This window comes from Vibrio sp. JZG10 (assembly GCF_054064075.1).
Map to the genome: position 1 here is coordinate 108,605 of NZ_JBSUGE010000004.1, position 17,395 is coordinate 125,999.

The following is a 17,395-nucleotide window of genomic DNA, read 5'->3' on the forward strand; positions in this document are numbered from 1 at the left end:
CAAATAAAAAAGCCAACCGAATGGTTGGCTTTAGTCATTCAAGCTTTCGTTGTCTGCCGCTCGATTAGTTTCACTGGTACCATCATTTTGACCAAGCTACCGTTTTTAGTATTGATTTGATCAACAATGATCTTCACGCATTCGCGAGCGAGACGACGAAAATCTTGGCGGAATGTGGTTAACTGATAACTCAACCACTCTGTCTGCGGAATATTGTCGAAACCAATGACTTGTAAGTCTTGCGGGATACTCAATCCGCATTCGATACGCGCAATATCCATAACAGCCATTGCAAGGTTGTCGGTCGCACAGAACACGGCTTCTGGTCGGTTTTTATCAGCGAGTATTTCGCGGATTTTGTCGAGTGAGCTAGCGTAATCATAAGTGGCTTCAACGATGCGTGGCGTATTACTAGTTAGGTCTTCAAATTCAGAGCAGAAGCCGATTTGGCGCTCGTCGTTGGTAAAGGTTGGCACTTCACCCGTCAGGTAAACCGCATTCTTCACGCCACTTTTGTGCAGAAGTTGCGCGGCTTGTTGGCCAGCTTCGTAGTTGTCACTGATAACGTAACTGCTCTTAGTGCCTTCTACGACGCGTGCATACTGAACGATAGGGATATTGAACTCTTCACACTCTTCATACAGTGATTTGTTGAAGGTAGCGGAAGCGGCAATGACACCATCTACACGGTATTGGAAGATGTTCGGGATTGAGTGGTTGTCTTCATCATCCACTTGCCATGGAATCAACACTGCTGAGTAGCCTTGCTTCTGCAATTCACTTGAAATCAATTGGAGTGTTTTCATGTGGATAGGGTAATCCGCATCGGGGAATACCAAACCGATCAACTTAGATTCGTTGGTGGTCAAGCTACGTGCAAAAGCATTTGGACGGTAGTTTAGGGCTTTCGCAGCTTCAAAGACCTTTTGCTTGGTCTTCTCTGACACTGAGCTGCCCGGAACAAACACACGCGATACAGTAGATTGAGAAACGCCAGCCAGTTTGGCAACGTCCTTCGATGTTACGGTTTGTTTTGCAGGATTCATGTGAGTTGATTCATAAGTCAGTTTAACTGTGACTAGGTTAACACAAATAGGTACGTACTCATAAAGAGAAATAAGTAAGATTTAGGCAAATAAAGGATTGGATTGTCTTTGGTGGCGCAATTTGGGTAGTACCCAAGTCACATTTCATGTTTTGCATACGAAAAAAGCCTTACCCAAGAAAGGTAAGGCTTGCTCTTATTTCCCATTTCCACTAAATCGAATAAGTTACGTAACCGGAATAACTTATCTCGTGGTTATCAGAAGTAGTAGCGAATACCTGCCGCGAATTGATCATCACGGTTTTCGAATTTGCTGCCATCGTACTGATCTTTACCTAGGTCGAACTGGTATTCAGTCCAAACTAGGAATTTGTTCTTCTGGAAGTGGTATTCAAGACCAGGAATCAGCAAGTTACGCTCGTAACCTTGTGTCTCGTCACCGCGATCTTCCATGTAGTTGTAGTTCAACGTTGGGCGTAGGCCGTTGTCGAAGTGGTAGTAAGTGTAGATTTCGCCACCTAGGGTATCGAACATTACGTCCGTACCACCTTGGCTCGCTGCTTCCCAGTTTTCGCCAACGTGGAAAGTCGCACCCGCGTAGAAGCCACCGTTGCTGTAGTTCGCGCCCAATAGCATGATGCGCATGTTGTCGCCGTTTTCTACGCCAACCACGCTTGCATCCAGATCCGTAACTTCATTTTGATGGTAAGCCGCACCAAGTGTTACGCCATCAACGGGTTTGTAAGTGATAGACGCACCCATGCCGTTTTTCAATGAGGCTGTCGCATTGCTTGCTAGAGCAACATCTTCACGCGTGGTTTGGTAAGTAAAGCCGTAGCTCACTTTTTCATTAATTGAATTACGGTACGTAACTGAGTTTTCTGCACGACCTGCACCGGATGCGATACCCCAGTCAGCTAGGTTGTAAACACCGGAGCCACGAGTACCGAATACACGACCTAAATCGGTGTACCATGCTACGTCGTAGAAGGTAGACCACTGCTTAGTACCTGCAGCAATCTTGCCGTATTTTTCGTGATCGACACCTGCGTATAGTAAGCGGTCGTAAATGTTGTCGCCGTTCGCGCCAGAGTTGTAGCCCCATTCCGCGTGACCGAAACCAGTCCAGCCGTTATCAAGACCCATTTGGCCTTTCAAACCGAAACGTGAGCTGCCGCTGTTCCATTCTCCGTTATCATCACCGCCACGGTCTTGGTAGCGAAGATCGAAACGGCCATCGATGGTTAGGCTGTCGCCAGCGTCATTAACAAAAGTGTGTGCAGCAAAGGCTGAGCTAGAAGTAAGCGCTGCTAAAATCACTGTAGAAAAGGTCGACTTTTTCATTATCAATCTCATTATTCAGGGCGCAGAAAGCCACCGTGCGTTCATGCCCGTTGTGAATAAGGGTTCTATCTTGAGGTTGTGCCCCATCCTTGAGGCACGAGTTGGGAGCATGTCGCCTGAACCGAGAGGGGATTCAGGCAACATAAAGGCGGGTTGACAATCCGCCCCTAGGACTTCTTATAGAGAAGGGTTTAGGATCTGTTGAGTACGCTCGAACACGTCTAGACCTTGCTGTTTTAGCCAGTAAGGAAGGTCGATCAGTACCCAGTTCTCAGATAGCTTGTCGCCGTCACGGTAGTAAACGTCAACCACTTGCATGTCTGCGCGTACTTCACCACCTGTCATACCTAGGAAACCACCGATTGGCGTGTTAGATAGGTTTGGCCAGCCGAAGAAACAAGAGAAGTTACCTTCTGCGAAACGACATACGTGGCCGTTAAACTTCTTGTCTTTCAGGTTGTTACGGAACGGCAATTGGTGCTGCTGTTGGTAACGAGGGATTGTGTAAGACGCACCGATACCACATGGACCGTACCAGATCATGTCTTTAGACCAGCTCTTCTCAAGAACTTCTGGTGGGCAACCCATAGCGCCGCTGTCGTTTAGTGCAGATAGGTCATCAACCATCTTGTTTACTAGTGCTAGTGTTGCTACGCCTTCTTCTGGTGCTGCGTCTTCGAATAGTAGGCCGTCGTGGTTACGAGGACCAGGGTACACGAAGTGCTTACCTGTTGATGGTGGTAGTGGGTAACAACCCGCTTGGTCCATTGCACCTAGAAGGTCTAGGAATAGGCCCGTCTTAGTGATCTTGCCGTTTTCAACACAGTTGAATTCTGCGTAACGGATGTTCATGATTTTGCCAGTTGGGCGCATGCCTAGGTATTCAGCGTCGAATAGACCCATGAAATGACCCATGCTCATTACCCAGATTTCACCTGATGTTACTTCGTTCTCACCACCGATGAAGATGTCTTGACGACGCTGCATGCGAGTCATTGATTTCATCAAAGGAGCCCAGAAAACGTCAGCCGCTGCTTGAGCGCCATGTTGCTCACGGAATGGGTAAACACCACGCCATAGGTAATCTTCTGAAGTGTGTGCTTTTAGTACTTCTGCCACGTTCTCGTGAGTTGCGTTTTCCATTGCGCTGAAGTATTCACGTACAACGCGTTTCGCTTCTTGATATTTAGACATAATAAACTCTCTTATTTGCTGTCGAGTCGGCTTTGGGAACAGGACTCGAAATTAAGTTTTTTCATCCGGCCGGGGAGCCAGCCGGAGTTTTTGAAATTCAGTTACGCTTTTGCTGCTTCGGCTTTTTTGCTCTTATCAAACACGCCGCCTTTTAGTGTCTCTGGCAGTGATAGCCATAGAAGACCAGCAAGGATCCATACGATTGGTGAACCCCACATTGCGGTTTGTAGGTCGGTACGTTCTTGGATGAAGATAAGTACCATTGGTGCCCACATACCGAGGATACGACCGCCGTGGAATAGCGCCGCGCCGTAGCTACGTAGGTGTGCTGGGAACAGTTCTGAGAAGTAACCACCCCATACCGCTGAAGAAGACAGACCGAAGTTGTAAATCAGACCAAGTAGAGCCAGCATATTTAGGCCGCCAATCACCATGTCGCCAGGTGCAACAAAGAAGATTGAAACCATGATGCCCGCTAGGATGAAGCCAAATGCGTTCACCTTACGACCGAATTTATCAGCTACCCAACCCCAGAACCACGCACCAAACAGTGAACCAAATGCTGAGATAGAGAAGATGAGACCGATGGTTGCACCGTCGAACATACGTACATCACGTAGGTAAGTGGTTACGAAGCCACCAAAGAATTGGAAACCGTAGAAGTTAAGGCCAGCCAGTAATAGACACGTTAGTGTGATCTTACGGTAAGGCTTGCTTAGCATTTCGCCCCAAGAGCCTTTTTTCGCTGGTGCATCTGATTCTTCCGCTTTTGCTTGCTCTTCTTCACCGTAAGCGATCACTTTGCTGTCGCTAGGTAGTACAAAGATCATGACAACAGCTGCTGCCAATGGTGGGATACCACCAACAAGCATTAGGCTTTCCCAAGGTGCATCGATGCTTGCAATAAATGCTGCATACGCACCCATTACCATCAGTGCTACAGAGAACATAGAAGACGCGAATGCCGTCAACTTACCACGTACCGTTGGCGTAAATAGGCCGATCATTAGGCTTACTGCCACGGTGAAGTAACCACCCAGTGACAAACCAATGATGAAACGCATCGCTGCCCATGTTGTGTAGTCGGTGAACATCATATTGATGATCGTTGCGCCACCGTTTAGGGCTGTGATGGTAATAAGAGTGGATTTCTTACCAAATTTTGTTGCGAACCAAGCACAGCTCAATGCACCGATGAGTGCACCAACCGACTGCCATGTATAGAACTGGGCAGTGTCTGACAGGCTAATACCATCATACGCTTCAACAATGTATGGGCGTACGTAGTCAATAATTACAAAGTTATAACAATAAAAAAAGTAACCAACCAGTATCGCTAGATAGGCAGCTACCCTTTGAATCATAGGAACTTCGCTCATGTGTCTTTTGGCATTCATGACCGATAAACCTCTATTTCACTTAGGATTTGTTGCTATTCAAACTTAAAGAACACGATCTTATTGGGATCATCTTCGATTTCGTGTCGTGGTGAATCATAGTTTTTTTAAGGTCATTAGATCCGTGATCAATATCAATTTTAAAATGAATGCGTACCCAATTAGTGATTTTTAGTGATGGGAGTCTCATTAAATCGGTCTTTTTGGCAGTTTTGAATATATAACCGTCTATATTGGTGATTATAGTCACAGTTATGGCGGGATTATCGTTTAGATATGCTTTTTTAAAGTAATATCCAAGCACAAATAATTAGCACCCAGAATTATGGAAACCCTGAAATGGTTACGTACTCAAGTTTTGTGGTGATTGCGTTATACGCGTTAATCACTATACTAATCAGCTATTTAGTGAATAAGCGCTACAGCAATGGTGGCGACTTTTCCACGGGTGGAAAGCAATTTGGCTGGTTTACGGCGGGTGTTTCGATACTTGCGACTTACATTAGTGCGATGACGTTTGTAGGGATGCCTGGTTGGGTTTATAGCTCTGGCATGGAAGCGATGAGTATTCACCTTAACTATCCCATCGTTATCTTTTTCACCGTCATTTTCTTTGTGCCTGTCTTCTATAAGCTGGGCCTGACTTCGATTTATGAATACCTTGAGCACCGCTTTGGGGTGTATGCAAGAACCATCAACTCGATTGTGTTCATCGTGGTTCAATGTATCTCTGCGGGGGTGATTTTGTATGCTGTGGCGCTGATCTTAGTGCAAGTTCTGCCTATCAGTATTTCTGAAGCTATTATCTACATTAGTATTTTCACCGCTTGCTATACCTATGCGGGCGGGATTTCCACGGTTATCTGGACCGATATGTTGCAATCTGCAGTATTGGTTGCGGGCAGCATCGCTATCTTTGCCATTCTAATGACAGAGATTAATGCGGCAGATTACCTTTCTCGTGATCACCTGAATATCATCAATTTAGACTTTGATTTAGGCGTAGATACTACACTCTGGGCAGGTGTGGTTGCCGTGAGCTTTTTGCATTTGAGTGTGTACGGCACCAACCAATTGATCATCCAACGCACGTTAGCGACGAGATGTGAAAAGACGGCGCAGAAGTCAATGTTGTTGTGTGGTTACGGTGCGTTTTTCGTGTACTTATTCTTCGCGGTACTCGGTGTGCTTCTAAGTGTTTTCTATCAAGATCAATCGTTTGAAAACAGCAACGAAGTGATTTTGGATTTCGTTTTCAACCACACTAACCCAACCGTCGTTGGTTTGATCATTTCCGCATTGGCAGCGGCCGCAATGTCGACCTTGGACTCGACCTACAACTCGATGGCGACCGTCGCGACGTTCGATATCTACAAGCGTTTCGTTCGCAAGAGTGCCGATGATGAGCACTACGAAAAAGTCGCAAGAAAGATGAGTTTGCTCGCTGCGGCCATGGTGGTAGTGCCAGCGCTACTGGCGGTATCGAATGAATCGGTACTCAAAACCATCGCTAGTCTGACTTCTATCTTCGTTGGTATCCGCCTGGGGTCATTCGTGCTTGGCTTATTCTGGGCGAAAGCCAACGAAAAAGGCGTGATCGTTGGCAGTATCATGAGTGTGATTGCGGTGTTTACTGCGATGTATCTCGACGTGGCTTGGCCGTGGTTCGCGCCAATTGGTACGTTCGTCTTCCTTTTGTTTGGTGTGTTAGTGAGTCGTCGTTGGGGCGCTGTGACTGCCGAACAACAAATCTTTATTAATAATCAAAAACATCTTTTTGCAAAGCCAACCGCAAGCCATTACGGGCTTTTGGTGTTCGCTGTGGCGACCATCGCCGCTTGTATGGTTCTCCCTGATTGGCTTTATGCTGCATTGTCGTAATAGGTAAGTTTATGCTGTCCATCTTTGATATTTACAAGATTGGTGTGGGCCCTTCTAGCTCTCACACCAATGGCCCAATGATCGCGGGCTACCACTTCACTCGTTTGATTGAATCGAACTTGGCAAAAGTGGTTCGTATTCAAGTCGATTTATACGGCTCACTCTCGTTAACAGGGATTGGTCACCATACTGACCGTGCAACGATTTTGGGTCTGTTGGGTAACAAACCAGATACCATCAAAATCGCTTCTGCGAACAAAGCGATGCGCAAGGCGATTGAAGAGGGCATGATGTCTGTCGATGGCCGTCATGAAATCGAATTCAACTACAAAACGGATATGTTGTTCCATGAAGAGAATCTTCCTCTGCATGAGAATGGCATGACGATTACTGCGCTCGATGCGCATGGCAATCAGGTTGGGTTTGAAACTTACTACTCTATCGGTGGTGGTTTCATCGCAACGGCGGATGAACTGCAAAATGGCAGTGCGACTGCTCCCGTAGAAGTTGAGTTTCCATTCTCCAGTGCGGACGAAATGTTGGCACAGGCAGAGAAGAACGGCATGAGCCTTGGCGGCATGATTCTGAAAAACGAACAAGCGTTTCAGGATATGGAAGCCATCAATCAACGCGCAGAACAGATCTGGCGTGTGATGACGCGTTGCATGGAGCGCGGTTTTGAGACAGAAGGTATCTTGGATGGTGGCTTGAACGTGACCCGCCGTGCGCCAAACTTGTTGAAGAAGCTTGAAGCAAATGCAGCAATCGAAAACGATCCAATGGAAATCATGGATTGGATTAACCTGTTTGCTTTTTCTGTGAGTGAAGAAAACGCCGCTGGTGGACAAGTCGTAACGTCACCAACCAATGGTGCGGCGGGTGTGATTCCTGCGGTATTGATGTACTACCATCGTTTCATCAAAGAGCTCGATACTAAACAGCTTAAAGACTTCCTTGCTGTATCCGGTGCGATTGGCATTTTGTACAAAACTAATGCGTCTATCTCGGGTGCCGAAGTGGGTTGTCAGGGCGAAGTTGGCGTGTCTTCTTCCATGGCGGCAGCTGGCTTGACGGCGCTGCGTGGTGGTAGCAATGAACAAATTTGTATTGCGGCCGAGATTGCCATGGAGCACTCACTAGGCATGACTTGTGACCCAATTGGGGGCTTAGTGCAAGTTCCGTGTATTGAGCGTAATGCGATGGGTGCAATGAAAGCGATCAATGCATCTCGTATGGCATTAAAGCGCAATAGTAAATGTTTGATCTCATTGGATAAGGTGATTGAAACCATGTACCAAACGGGCAAGGACATGAACAAGAAATACCGCGAAACGTCACTAGGTGGATTGGCTTTGATTCACCTAGCACCGCCTTGCGAATAATGAGTTAGGCAAATCTAACCAACAAAAAAGCCGAAGCACTGAGATGCATCGGCTTTCCTTTTTTGGAACGTTTATAACTTAGCTATGCGTTTGCTCACCTTTTGGTGTGCGTTGGTTTGGTTGATAGTGCAAAATCACCATCGAAGTAGGTGATAGCAAAACCTCGCCTTCAACATGCCCTGGGTTAAGGTTACGTACGTTTGTGTCGCAGATCGTTACCCATTCTTGCTTTCGCTCATTGGGGAGCTTAAAGCGCGCTGTAGCGTTAGTTTGGTTGATGAGATAGACCAGCTCTTGTCCTTCTTTACCGATGCCAAGGTGAAGTGCGACAGAGCTTAAACGGTTCCAATCATCATGCTCCATTAAGCGACCGTCTGTTCGGCGCCAGAAAATGCGGTTGTTATTGCGGTTTTCGCCACTGAAAGCTCGGATAAATGGCACCATGTATTGATTTCGGTTGGCGACCATTTGTGACATCCATGCTTTGAAATGTTGCTTACGCTCCGTTTCTCCCCAGTTAAGCCAACTGGTTTCGTTATCTTGGCAATAGGCATTATTGTTACCGCCTTGGGTGTGAGACAGCACGTCAGCAGTGAGGATGTGTGGGATTCCAAAAGCAAACAGCAAGCTGGCAATAAGGTTGCGTTTTTGCTTCTCACGCGTGGCGATGATCATCAGATTTTCCGTCTCGCCTTCGACACCGTAGTTTTCTGAGCGATTGTCACCGTGGCCGTCGCGATTTTCTTCGCCATTAGCTTCATTGTGTTTATGCTTGTAAGACACTAAATCTTGCAGTGTGAAGCCATCGTGATACGTGATGTAATTCACCGTGAGTTTGTATGGCCAGTTCGCTGCACTATAAATATCACGAGAGCCCATTAATCGAGTGGCAAACTCTTTTAAATAGCCTTGATCACCGCGCCAAAAACTGCGGGAAATATCACGCAGTTTGTCATTACACTCGTTCCAACCAAATGGAAAGTTACCCACTTGGTAGCCATTTGGACCAATATCCCAAGGTTCGGCAATCAATTTGGTTTCACGCAAAATTGGGTCTTGCGCGACGGCTTTAAAGAAAGCTGCTTCTGGGTTGTAATCATCGCCCTGTCGACCTAACGTTGCAGCCAAGTCAAAACGGAAGCCATCGATTTTAAATTCGCTAACCCAGTAGCGCAATGTATCCATCACAAGGTTTAAAGCGGGTTGATAGGTGAGATCGACCGTGTTTCCGCAGCCAGTGTAATTTGCGAAGTGGTTGCCATGTTTGATGTAAAAACGGGAATCGAGCGCTTTCAGGTTGAAAATTGTAGGCCCTTCACCACCCTCTGCGGTGTGGTTGTAAACCACGTCGAGAATCACTTCGATGCCGTTTTTGTGCAGTTCTCGAATCGTTGTTTTGAGCTCTGTGACGGCGTCTTTTTCTGCGTAGCGCGGATCGGGTACCATAAAGAGATAAGGGTTGTATCCCCAATAATTGACCTTTTCCATCTCTAGTAGGTGAGGCTCATGCATACACGCTGCGACAGGTAGCAATTGCAGCGTGTTGATGTTTTGCTGTTCATAAAAGGCCAGCATTTTAGGTGATGCAAGACCTAAATAGCGCCCCTTCAGCTTGTCCTCAACTTCTGGGTGAAGTTGGGTAAGCCCTTTGACGTGTGTCTCAAACAACACCATCTCTTCTCTTGGTATACGCGGATGATCCGTATCTTGCCAGTCAAAATTATCTTCGATAACGATGCACTTCGGCATATCGAAACTTTTGGCTGGAGAGTAGGGAGGGTGGTAGTGGAGGGCCTTATCAATTGACTTTGCGTAAGGGTCAGAAATTAATAGTGGCTCTTCCTTGTGGGAGACAAGGTAACCGTATTTTTGCCCCGGCTTAATATCCGGAATAAAAGTATGACGTATGCCAGCGTATTCATTCGGTAAATCATGAAGCGCGTAACTGCCATCGTCTGCAAACAGGGCGAGTTTTATGTCTTTATTCCCTGGTGCGTGAATAGAGAAGTTACAACCTTCTTTATTTACAGTTGCACCCAAGGGGTATGGGCGAGAGAGAAGTCGTGTCATCGGAGATACTTTATTTAATATTTATTGCTACCTTTAGGAAACTATAAGTTAAAAACTTTGTCTTACTAAGGTCAACCACCCTAAATATAAAAATATTCATGTAATTTAATTACTTTATGTGACGGCTTAGAGTCAAAAATATGAAATGGCTATCACTTTGTAGCGGCTCAAAACCGAATAAACTTACTAATTCCTCCCTAGATTGGTGATCTGACTCGAAAAAACACCATTCGGTAAATTTTCTACTCCCTTCTCATCCCCCCTAAATTAGTTTGGGGCGGAGGAAGTCATCCTTGTACGCCTCGGGTAATCTCATAACTGTTGAAACAAACGGGGATTCGTTCCCATCTTACCTCTCTTTCTTTAGGTGTGTTTTTACTGCCTATATTCACCTAAAAGAGTGAGCAGGGAAGACAGAATTATAAATACCCTTAATGGAGTTAAGAATGAAAAAAGTAAGTATAATTGCAGCGGCTGTTGCTGCAACTTTAGCTGCTGGTTCTGCTTTCGCAGTGGACTTTAATGGTTACATGCGCGCTGGTACTGGTATTAGTGGCAACGGTGAAGCTGATGTGTCTTTCATGAAGAATGGTATTGGTCGTCTAGGTAACGAAAACGACAACTACTACGAGATCGGCCTTGCTGAAGACCTTAAAACTGGCGACCAAACTTGGCGTATTGAGTCTATGATTGCTCAAGGTAACGACGGAGCAGCTGGCTGGGAAGATGGCGATTTCAACGTTGCGCAATTCGCAGTTAAAGCGAAAGGTCTGATTGCTTCTGATAAAGACGCAACCATGTGGGCTGGTAAAACTTACTACCAACGTAAAGATATCCACATCACTGACTTCTACTTCTTAAACACTTCTGGTACTGGTGGTGGTATCGAAAACCTTTCAGTAGGTAACCAAAAACTATCTCTTGCTCTTATCCAAGATGGGGAAGATGACAACGGTAGCGGCTACATTTTTGATGCTCGTCTAGCAAATATCGGTCTGTGGGAAAACGCAACACTTGAACTAGCAGCTGCGTACAACTTTTCTACTGAAAAAGATGACAAATCAGTTGATGGTGATGACGGCATTCTTGCTACAGCAATCGTTCACCAAGGTCTAAGCAACGGTTTCAACCAAACTGTTCTTCAATACGGTACAGCAGGTTACGGTGTTCAAGCTGCTAACTTCTGGGGGGCTGGTGCATACTACGACCGTTCTGGCCTTCAAAACGACGCAACAGGTTATCGCTTGATCAACTGGGGTGTAATGAACTTGGGCGAAAGCTGGGAAATGGGTCACCAACTAGCTTACCTAGCAGGTTCTGACATCGGTTACAGTGGTGGTCAAGGTGATTCAGATCAGTTCTCTGTTGTAGTTCGTCCAATGTACAAGTGGAACGACACAATGCGTACTGTTTTCGAAGCAGGTTACAATGCTGGTGAAAACGAGAAAGGCGAAGACTTTGGCGGTCATAAATTTACAGTTGCTCAAGCTTGGGCAATGGGTGACAGCTTCTGGGCACGTCCAGAGCTACGCGTATACGGTTCTTACATCACTGATGAAGAAGGCACTACTTTCGGTGATAAAGGTGACTCAGACTTCGTATTCGGTATCCAAGCTGAAGCTTGGTGGTAATCGAGTAATCTCTTAGTTATCTAGCAGTCCTAGTCAAATAGCCGACATCTGTCGGCTATTTTTCTAAGGGTTTTCGAAAAGTTAGACGTTTCACCAAAGTCACTCTAAGATGCTTTAGTGCAAAAAACCTTTAGAAAAATAACTAGAAGGAAAAAGTATGTACTTCCGTGCCCTTATGTTAAGTGGATGTGTCGCGCTTGCTGGCTGTCAATCCACTGAAGTAATCGAACAAGTTCAAGTTGCTCAAGCACAGCAAGTTGATGTTATCTCTGAGCTTCAAGCTGTAAAAATGAAGCTTCCTAGTTCTGCAATTGTAGATATCACTACTCAGAGCCAAGTGCTGAAATACAAAGATATCGACAGCCGTGTTGCGGTGTTTGAGTTGCCTGCTGACCGTGGCGAGTTTGCCATTAAAATCACTAGTTTTATCGAAGACACTGCTTTCGTACCAAGAGCGATTATCGTAGATAAAAACGGTAAAGAAATTGAAAACTACGGCAAAGCGGAGTTTGAGTACACAAAACCTCGTCTTCATCTTGGAAACCGTCTAGTCGCTGAAAAAGACTTCTTCCCACCAGTGGGTTTAGATTCTGTTTACCTAATTGTTTACACTGAACAATCGGATCTAGGTGGATTTACGGATGTGATTCACCCTGCGCGATTGGATGCAGAGGGACGAGGCAATTACTTGCCAGAAGTAAAAGATATTCCAATTCCAAACAGTGATACAGGTAAGATTGAAGTCTCGATTGACCGTGTGAGTTTCTTCTCAATCGGAACATCAAGTAGTGGACCAACAGCGGCTCCAGTTGCGGTCAAGGCGGTTGAATCAGTACAGCCTGAAACACAAACTTACTACCACAACGCAATTAAAGCGGCGGTAAAAGCAGATGATATCCCTAAAGCTCTGAGCTTACTTGATGAAGCAAAAGCGTTAGGAATTGAAGGTGCGCAAGAAGTATTTGTAAAAGCAGTGAATAGCAAATAGGTAATTTCAAAAAGCCGGCTAAGATAGTCGGCTTTTTTATTGCGCATTTAGTTATCTTTTTCACACATTATATTATTTCTATTTAAAGTTTATTTTACTTAGAGTCATAATATATATGTTCTAATTTAATTAGTACTTGGTATAATAAAAATAAGGATATAACGTGAAAAAATTAATTATAAATACAGCATGTACGTTAGCTGCTGTGTCTATCTTGTCTGCTTGCTCGTCCACATCATCAGAAAATACAACCCAAGATGAAGTACATAATGCGGTTGCATTTACGAGCACTCAGATTGATATGATGACAAATTGTAGTTTGCCGGATTCGGCAGAATCAGGCCCATTGTCTAAAGACATTTTTGTTGTAGGTAGTTTCCCAAATGCAGATTGGAAGCACACTGCCGAGCGCAAGCTGACCTATAAGGGGAATAATGTATATCAAGTGATTACCGATGAGGTTTCAGGTAATTACAAAATGCAGTATGCCGCTGAACAATGGAAACCGCAGTTCACTGCCAAAGGTAAAAAACTATCGGTAGGACAATTAAATGAACTGACTTACGGTGGTTACGGTACAGATACAAAACTAGAAATTAAAGAGCCTGGTAAATATCTTTGGAGTTTAGAATTTAAAGATGATGGCTCACCTTATTCAATTATGGTTAATAAGTGCCAATAATATTCCATTCAGTTATTTAAAATCTATTTTTATTTATTAACCCCTACATGGGAAGCATGTTGGGGTTAATTTTATTACTCAAATGTTTTTACTTAATTTGAGTAAGTTAGGGAGAGTAAAATGCGTAACGTCCGACGTAACCATCGCCTGTATCGATCGCTGCTTGCGTTAAGTGTGATTGGTGCTTTATCTGCGTGTAATTCTTCTGGTGGTGGCGATACTAATAGCAGCACTCCGCTACCGGATACCAGTTATGCTTGCCAAGCCAATGTCATGGCGCAAAGTAACCAACTTCGTACTTATCAAATCATGGTCGAGAGTTTTGTGGATGGCGATGCAAGCATTGGTCACGGTACGGGCTATGGCACCAGTCATCATAATGGCGATTTGCAAGGGGTGATTGATTCACTTGATTACATCCAAGATTTAGGGATGAACGCGATTTGGTTGACGCCAGTTTTTGAGTCTGAAGCGATCGCAGGACAAGATCACTGGGCCGATCGTTTGGATGCCACGGGCTATTTTGCTACAGATTACTTTAAGATCGACCCAAAATTTGGTGATTTAGCGACCGCGAAAACTCTAGTTGAAGAAGCACACAAACGCGGTTTATACGTGTTTTTTGATGGCGTATTTGGTCATCACAAAGATGGCTTGATCAAACCCTCACCTTCCGGCTTGTTGCCTTCTGGCTCAAACAATCCCGTTGATTACCCGGCCAGTCTCGATTTCTACAAAGAGGTAGCAACGTATTGGATCAAAGAACTCAAGATTGACGGCTGGCGTTTAGATCAAGCCTATCAAGTTCCGACAGACGCTTGGACACAACTTCGTAAAGCTGTCGATGAAGCCTCACAAAGTGTGACGTACACCAATAGCAAAGGTGAACAAGTGAATCCGTTGGGTTACATGGTGGCAGAGATTTGGAAAGGGGAGTCTGAGATCGCGAATGAGGCGTATGGATCGAACAGCGATCCGGCACTGTGCTCTGCATTTGATTTTCCTATGCGCTATCGCATCGTTGAAACTTTGGCCGTGAATGAGAGCGGCGTGGGTGGTCGCGGTGTGGATTGGCTAGACAACGGTTACAGCACACACAACCAATATCCAACACATGCGCAGCCGAATTTGATGATCGGCAACCATGATTTAGTGCGCTTTGGTGACTTGTTACAGCGCGGAAACTTGGCGGATGTGAATGATGCAGAATATTGGTTACGCCATAAAGCCGCGTTTGCTTTCCAAGCGGCGTACACCGGGCCAATCACGTTGTACTACGGTGATGAAATCGGGGATCAAGTGGATGGTTTTGCCGCAAAAGAAGACAACAACATCTGTGCCATTCAAGGTTTGTGCGATGATCACGTTGCGCGCAGCAGTGCGAAAATTGAAGGCGTGACGGCGACGCTTGATGCAAACCAAGCCGATCTCAAAGCTTACGTGAAATCGCTGATGACGATGCGCAGTGCGCACCCAGCATTGTATCAGGGGTCACGCACGAATTTAGTTGCGAGTAACGGCAGTTATGTGGACTTGAAACAATCTGGTTCGGACAAAGTCTTGTTTGCGCTAAATACCTTAGAGAGCGCTAGAAGCGTCACTCTTACTCAGGAGAGTGTTGGTACTGGTGAGTTGGTGGATTTGCTCACGAATGAAAAAATTACTTCGAGCAATGGTCAATATCAGATTCTGATGTCGCCATTACAAGGGCGATTCTTTGCGGTAAAACCTTAAGGAATTATCCAGAATTGATGCTCACCAGTTGAGCTGACCACAAGCTTTCTTATAAACAAGCCAAGTGTTGTTGCTGACCCCCATAGGCGCACACTTGGCTTTTTTCCGTCCGTTTTACTTTTCCCTTAATGGTTTTCCAACGATGTGGCCAACAGGTCGCTTCGCTTTTTGCATTGGCGTTTGTTTTCAGCCGGTAGATATTTGTGAGATAAGCTGCACATTAAAAAGTAAATTAACACTTGTGCAACGTAAAAGTGTGACCGAAGGATTACTTATGCCTTACTAATATGTTTATCGTGTTTGGGATTTACATAACTAATGGAAAAGTATAATGAAATCCATAACGAAACCCCTCTGTCTTCTTGCTGTTATTAGCTCTCCGCTTGCATATAGCCAAATTCTCAATGGTGACTTTGAACAATGGAATGGCAGTGCGCCTACGCAGTGGTCAGTGATTGACGCTGGCATCGCGGTGTCGCCAAGCAGCGAACAAATCAAATCGGGCGGCCTGGCTGCTCAAGTCGTCGTGAATACAGGTACCCAAAGCAACACTGACCTTTTGCAAACCATTAATGTGGAGCAAGGGAAAACCTATCCGTTTTCTGTCTCGGTTTATCACACCGAAGGAAATGTAAAAGCACGTCTGGTGGTTGATGGTTATCACAATTACTCAGATCCGCAGCAGGTAAACCAGTGGCAAGAGCTGGCGCACAACTACACAGCGAGCTCGAACAAGACCATCAACGTCGGTCTGCGTTTTTACGATGAGGCCGGTTTTGATGGCTCAGAAGTTGTCTACGTCGATAATTTTCAACCGACCGAGACAAGTACACAACCTCCTGTAGAAAATTGTAGCGATCATGAAGTGGTTCTTACACTCACGACGGACAACTATGGCTCAGAAACTAGCTGGGAGTTGAAAAATAGCCAAGCGCAAGTGCTTTTCTCTGGTCAGGGGTATGAGTCGTCAACCACTGTTGAAAAGACCATGTGTTTAGCCGATGGTAGCTACCAATTTACGATTCAAGACAGCTATGGCGACGGCATTTGCTGTGGCAATGGTTCGGGGTCTTACGCGTTGAAGGTGGGGGATAATACACTTGCCTCTGGCGCTGAATTTGCGAAAAGCGAAACCACTGACTTTACGTTAGGTGACTCAACCACGACCCCACCAGTAGTTGATGGTTACTACCAAGCGGCGTCTGGCAAGACGGGCTACGCTCTAAAAACGGCGCTGTTTAACATCATCAACAACCACACTAGCCGAGGTTATTCTGCGGTGTGGACCTTGGTAAAAGATGCTGATATTGATCGCTATTACGAAAATGATGGCTCTATTCTCGATATGTATTCAGAGAAACCTGCGGGCAGTGATGCTATCAGCTTCACGAAAGTGACAGACCAATGTGGTCAATATAGCCAAGAAGGGGATTGCTACAACCGTGAACACTCGTTCCCGAAAAGCTGGTTTGGCGGCAAAGTTGAGCCGATGAACTCAGATGGTCACCATTTGTTTGCGACCGATGGCTATGTGAATGCGAAGCGCAGTAACTGGCCATTTGGTGAAGTTGCCACCGCGACGTACGTGTCTAGTAATGGTTCTAAACTTGGTCAAGCAAGTACTAGCCTAGGTTATTCCGGTACGGTGTTTGAGCCGATCGATGAGTTCAAAGGCGACTTTGCTCGTGCCTATTTCTACATGGCAACCCGCTATGAAAATGTTGTAGGTAACTGGGAAGGTAACTCAAGTAATGCGGATGCTGTCCTTGATGGTTCAAGTTCAACGGTTTTTGAACCTTGGATGTTAAACATGCTGAAACGTTGGCACAAAAATGATCCGGTTAGTGAAAAAGAACAAAACCGCAATCAACAAGTGTTTGAGTTTCAGGGCAATCGTAATCCATTCATTGATCACCCTGAGTTTGTTGAACAGATTTGGGGAAACTAACACCTTCTTGATTTTGGTATCCACCATTTAGTGACGCCAACAAAACAAAGGGGAAGCGCGATGCTTCCCCTTTTTCATTACGGATGTTTTTAAATGAAA

At 45.4% G+C, this 17,395-nt stretch carries 12 protein-coding genes; 7 read left to right on the plus strand and 5 right to left on the minus strand.

What is annotated here, in order from left to right; translation table 11 throughout:
* Positions 1-38: 38 nt before the first annotated feature.
* The 4 genes from ACWYVB_RS07455 to ACWYVB_RS07470 form a co-directional block, all read right to left on the minus strand.
* Positions 39-1,046 (minus strand): LacI family DNA-binding transcriptional regulator, encoded by a 1,008-nt coding sequence (locus tag ACWYVB_RS07455; protein WP_301658926.1) that lies wholly within the window; start codon positions 1,044-1,046, stop codon positions 39-41.
* 257 nt (positions 1,047-1,303) lie between these two features.
* The gene (locus ACWYVB_RS07460) at positions 1,304-2,389 is read right to left on the minus strand and encodes a porin (protein ID WP_457528566.1); all 1,086 of its coding nucleotides are present in this window, start codon (positions 2,387-2,389) and stop codon (positions 1,304-1,306) included.
* Between the two features lie 177 nt (positions 2,390-2,566).
* Positions 2,567-3,583, minus strand: coding sequence for a nuclear transport factor 2 family protein (locus ACWYVB_RS07465; protein ID WP_457528567.1), 1,017 nt, complete (start codon positions 3,581-3,583; stop codon positions 2,567-2,569).
* A gap of 101 nt (positions 3,584-3,684) precedes the next feature.
* Positions 3,685-4,980: an MFS transporter gene (locus ACWYVB_RS07470; RefSeq protein ID WP_005374774.1), complete on the minus strand. Its 1,296-nt coding sequence runs from the start codon at positions 4,978-4,980 to the stop codon at positions 3,685-3,687.
* 339 nt (positions 4,981-5,319) lie between these two features.
* On the opposite strand from ACWYVB_RS07470, the gene ACWYVB_RS07475 reads away from it, so the two are divergent.
* Entirely contained in the window at positions 5,320-6,861 is a 1,542-nt protein-coding gene (locus tag ACWYVB_RS07475) for a sodium:solute symporter (protein WP_457528569.1), read from the plus strand.
* An 11-nt stretch (positions 6,862-6,872) separates the two neighbouring features.
* Positions 6,873-8,243 (plus strand): L-serine ammonia-lyase, encoded by a 1,371-nt coding sequence (locus ACWYVB_RS07480; protein WP_086047207.1) that lies wholly within the window; start codon positions 6,873-6,875, stop codon positions 8,241-8,243.
* A 78-nt stretch (positions 8,244-8,321) separates the two neighbouring features.
* On the opposite strand, the gene glgX is transcribed toward ACWYVB_RS07480, so the two are convergent.
* Positions 8,322-10,313 carry a glycogen debranching protein GlgX gene (glgX, locus tag ACWYVB_RS07485; RefSeq protein ID WP_457528571.1) on the minus strand — a complete coding sequence of 664 codons (1,992 nt, stop codon included), beginning with the start codon at positions 10,311-10,313 and terminating at the stop codon, positions 8,322-8,324.
* 446 nt (positions 10,314-10,759) lie between these two features.
* Between glgX and lamB the strand changes: the two genes are divergently transcribed.
* The 5 genes from lamB (at position 10,760) to ACWYVB_RS07510 (ending at position 17,296) form a co-directional block, all read left to right on the plus strand.
* Positions 10,760-11,944: a maltoporin LamB gene (lamB, locus tag ACWYVB_RS07490; protein WP_182019598.1), complete on the plus strand. Its 1,185-nt coding sequence runs from the start codon at positions 10,760-10,762 to the stop codon at positions 11,942-11,944.
* Positions 11,945-12,101: 157 nt separating this feature from the next.
* On the plus strand, positions 12,102-12,932 hold the full coding sequence (locus ACWYVB_RS07495) for a MalM family protein (protein WP_457528574.1): 831 nt from the start codon (positions 12,102-12,104) through the stop codon (positions 12,930-12,932).
* Between the two features lie 163 nt (positions 12,933-13,095).
* Entirely contained in the window at positions 13,096-13,614 is a 519-nt protein-coding gene (locus ACWYVB_RS07500; protein ID WP_258622353.1) for a glycosidase, read from the plus strand.
* A gap of 120 nt (positions 13,615-13,734) precedes the next feature.
* Positions 13,735-15,348, plus strand: a complete 1,614-nt coding sequence (locus tag ACWYVB_RS07505) for an alpha-amylase family glycosyl hydrolase (RefSeq protein WP_457528576.1) — start codon at positions 13,735-13,737, stop codon at positions 15,346-15,348.
* Between the two features lie 331 nt (positions 15,349-15,679).
* Positions 15,680-17,296 (plus strand): endonuclease, encoded by a 1,617-nt coding sequence (locus ACWYVB_RS07510; RefSeq protein WP_457528578.1) that lies wholly within the window; start codon positions 15,680-15,682, stop codon positions 17,294-17,296.
* The last annotated feature ends 99 nt before the right edge of the window (positions 17,297-17,395 follow it).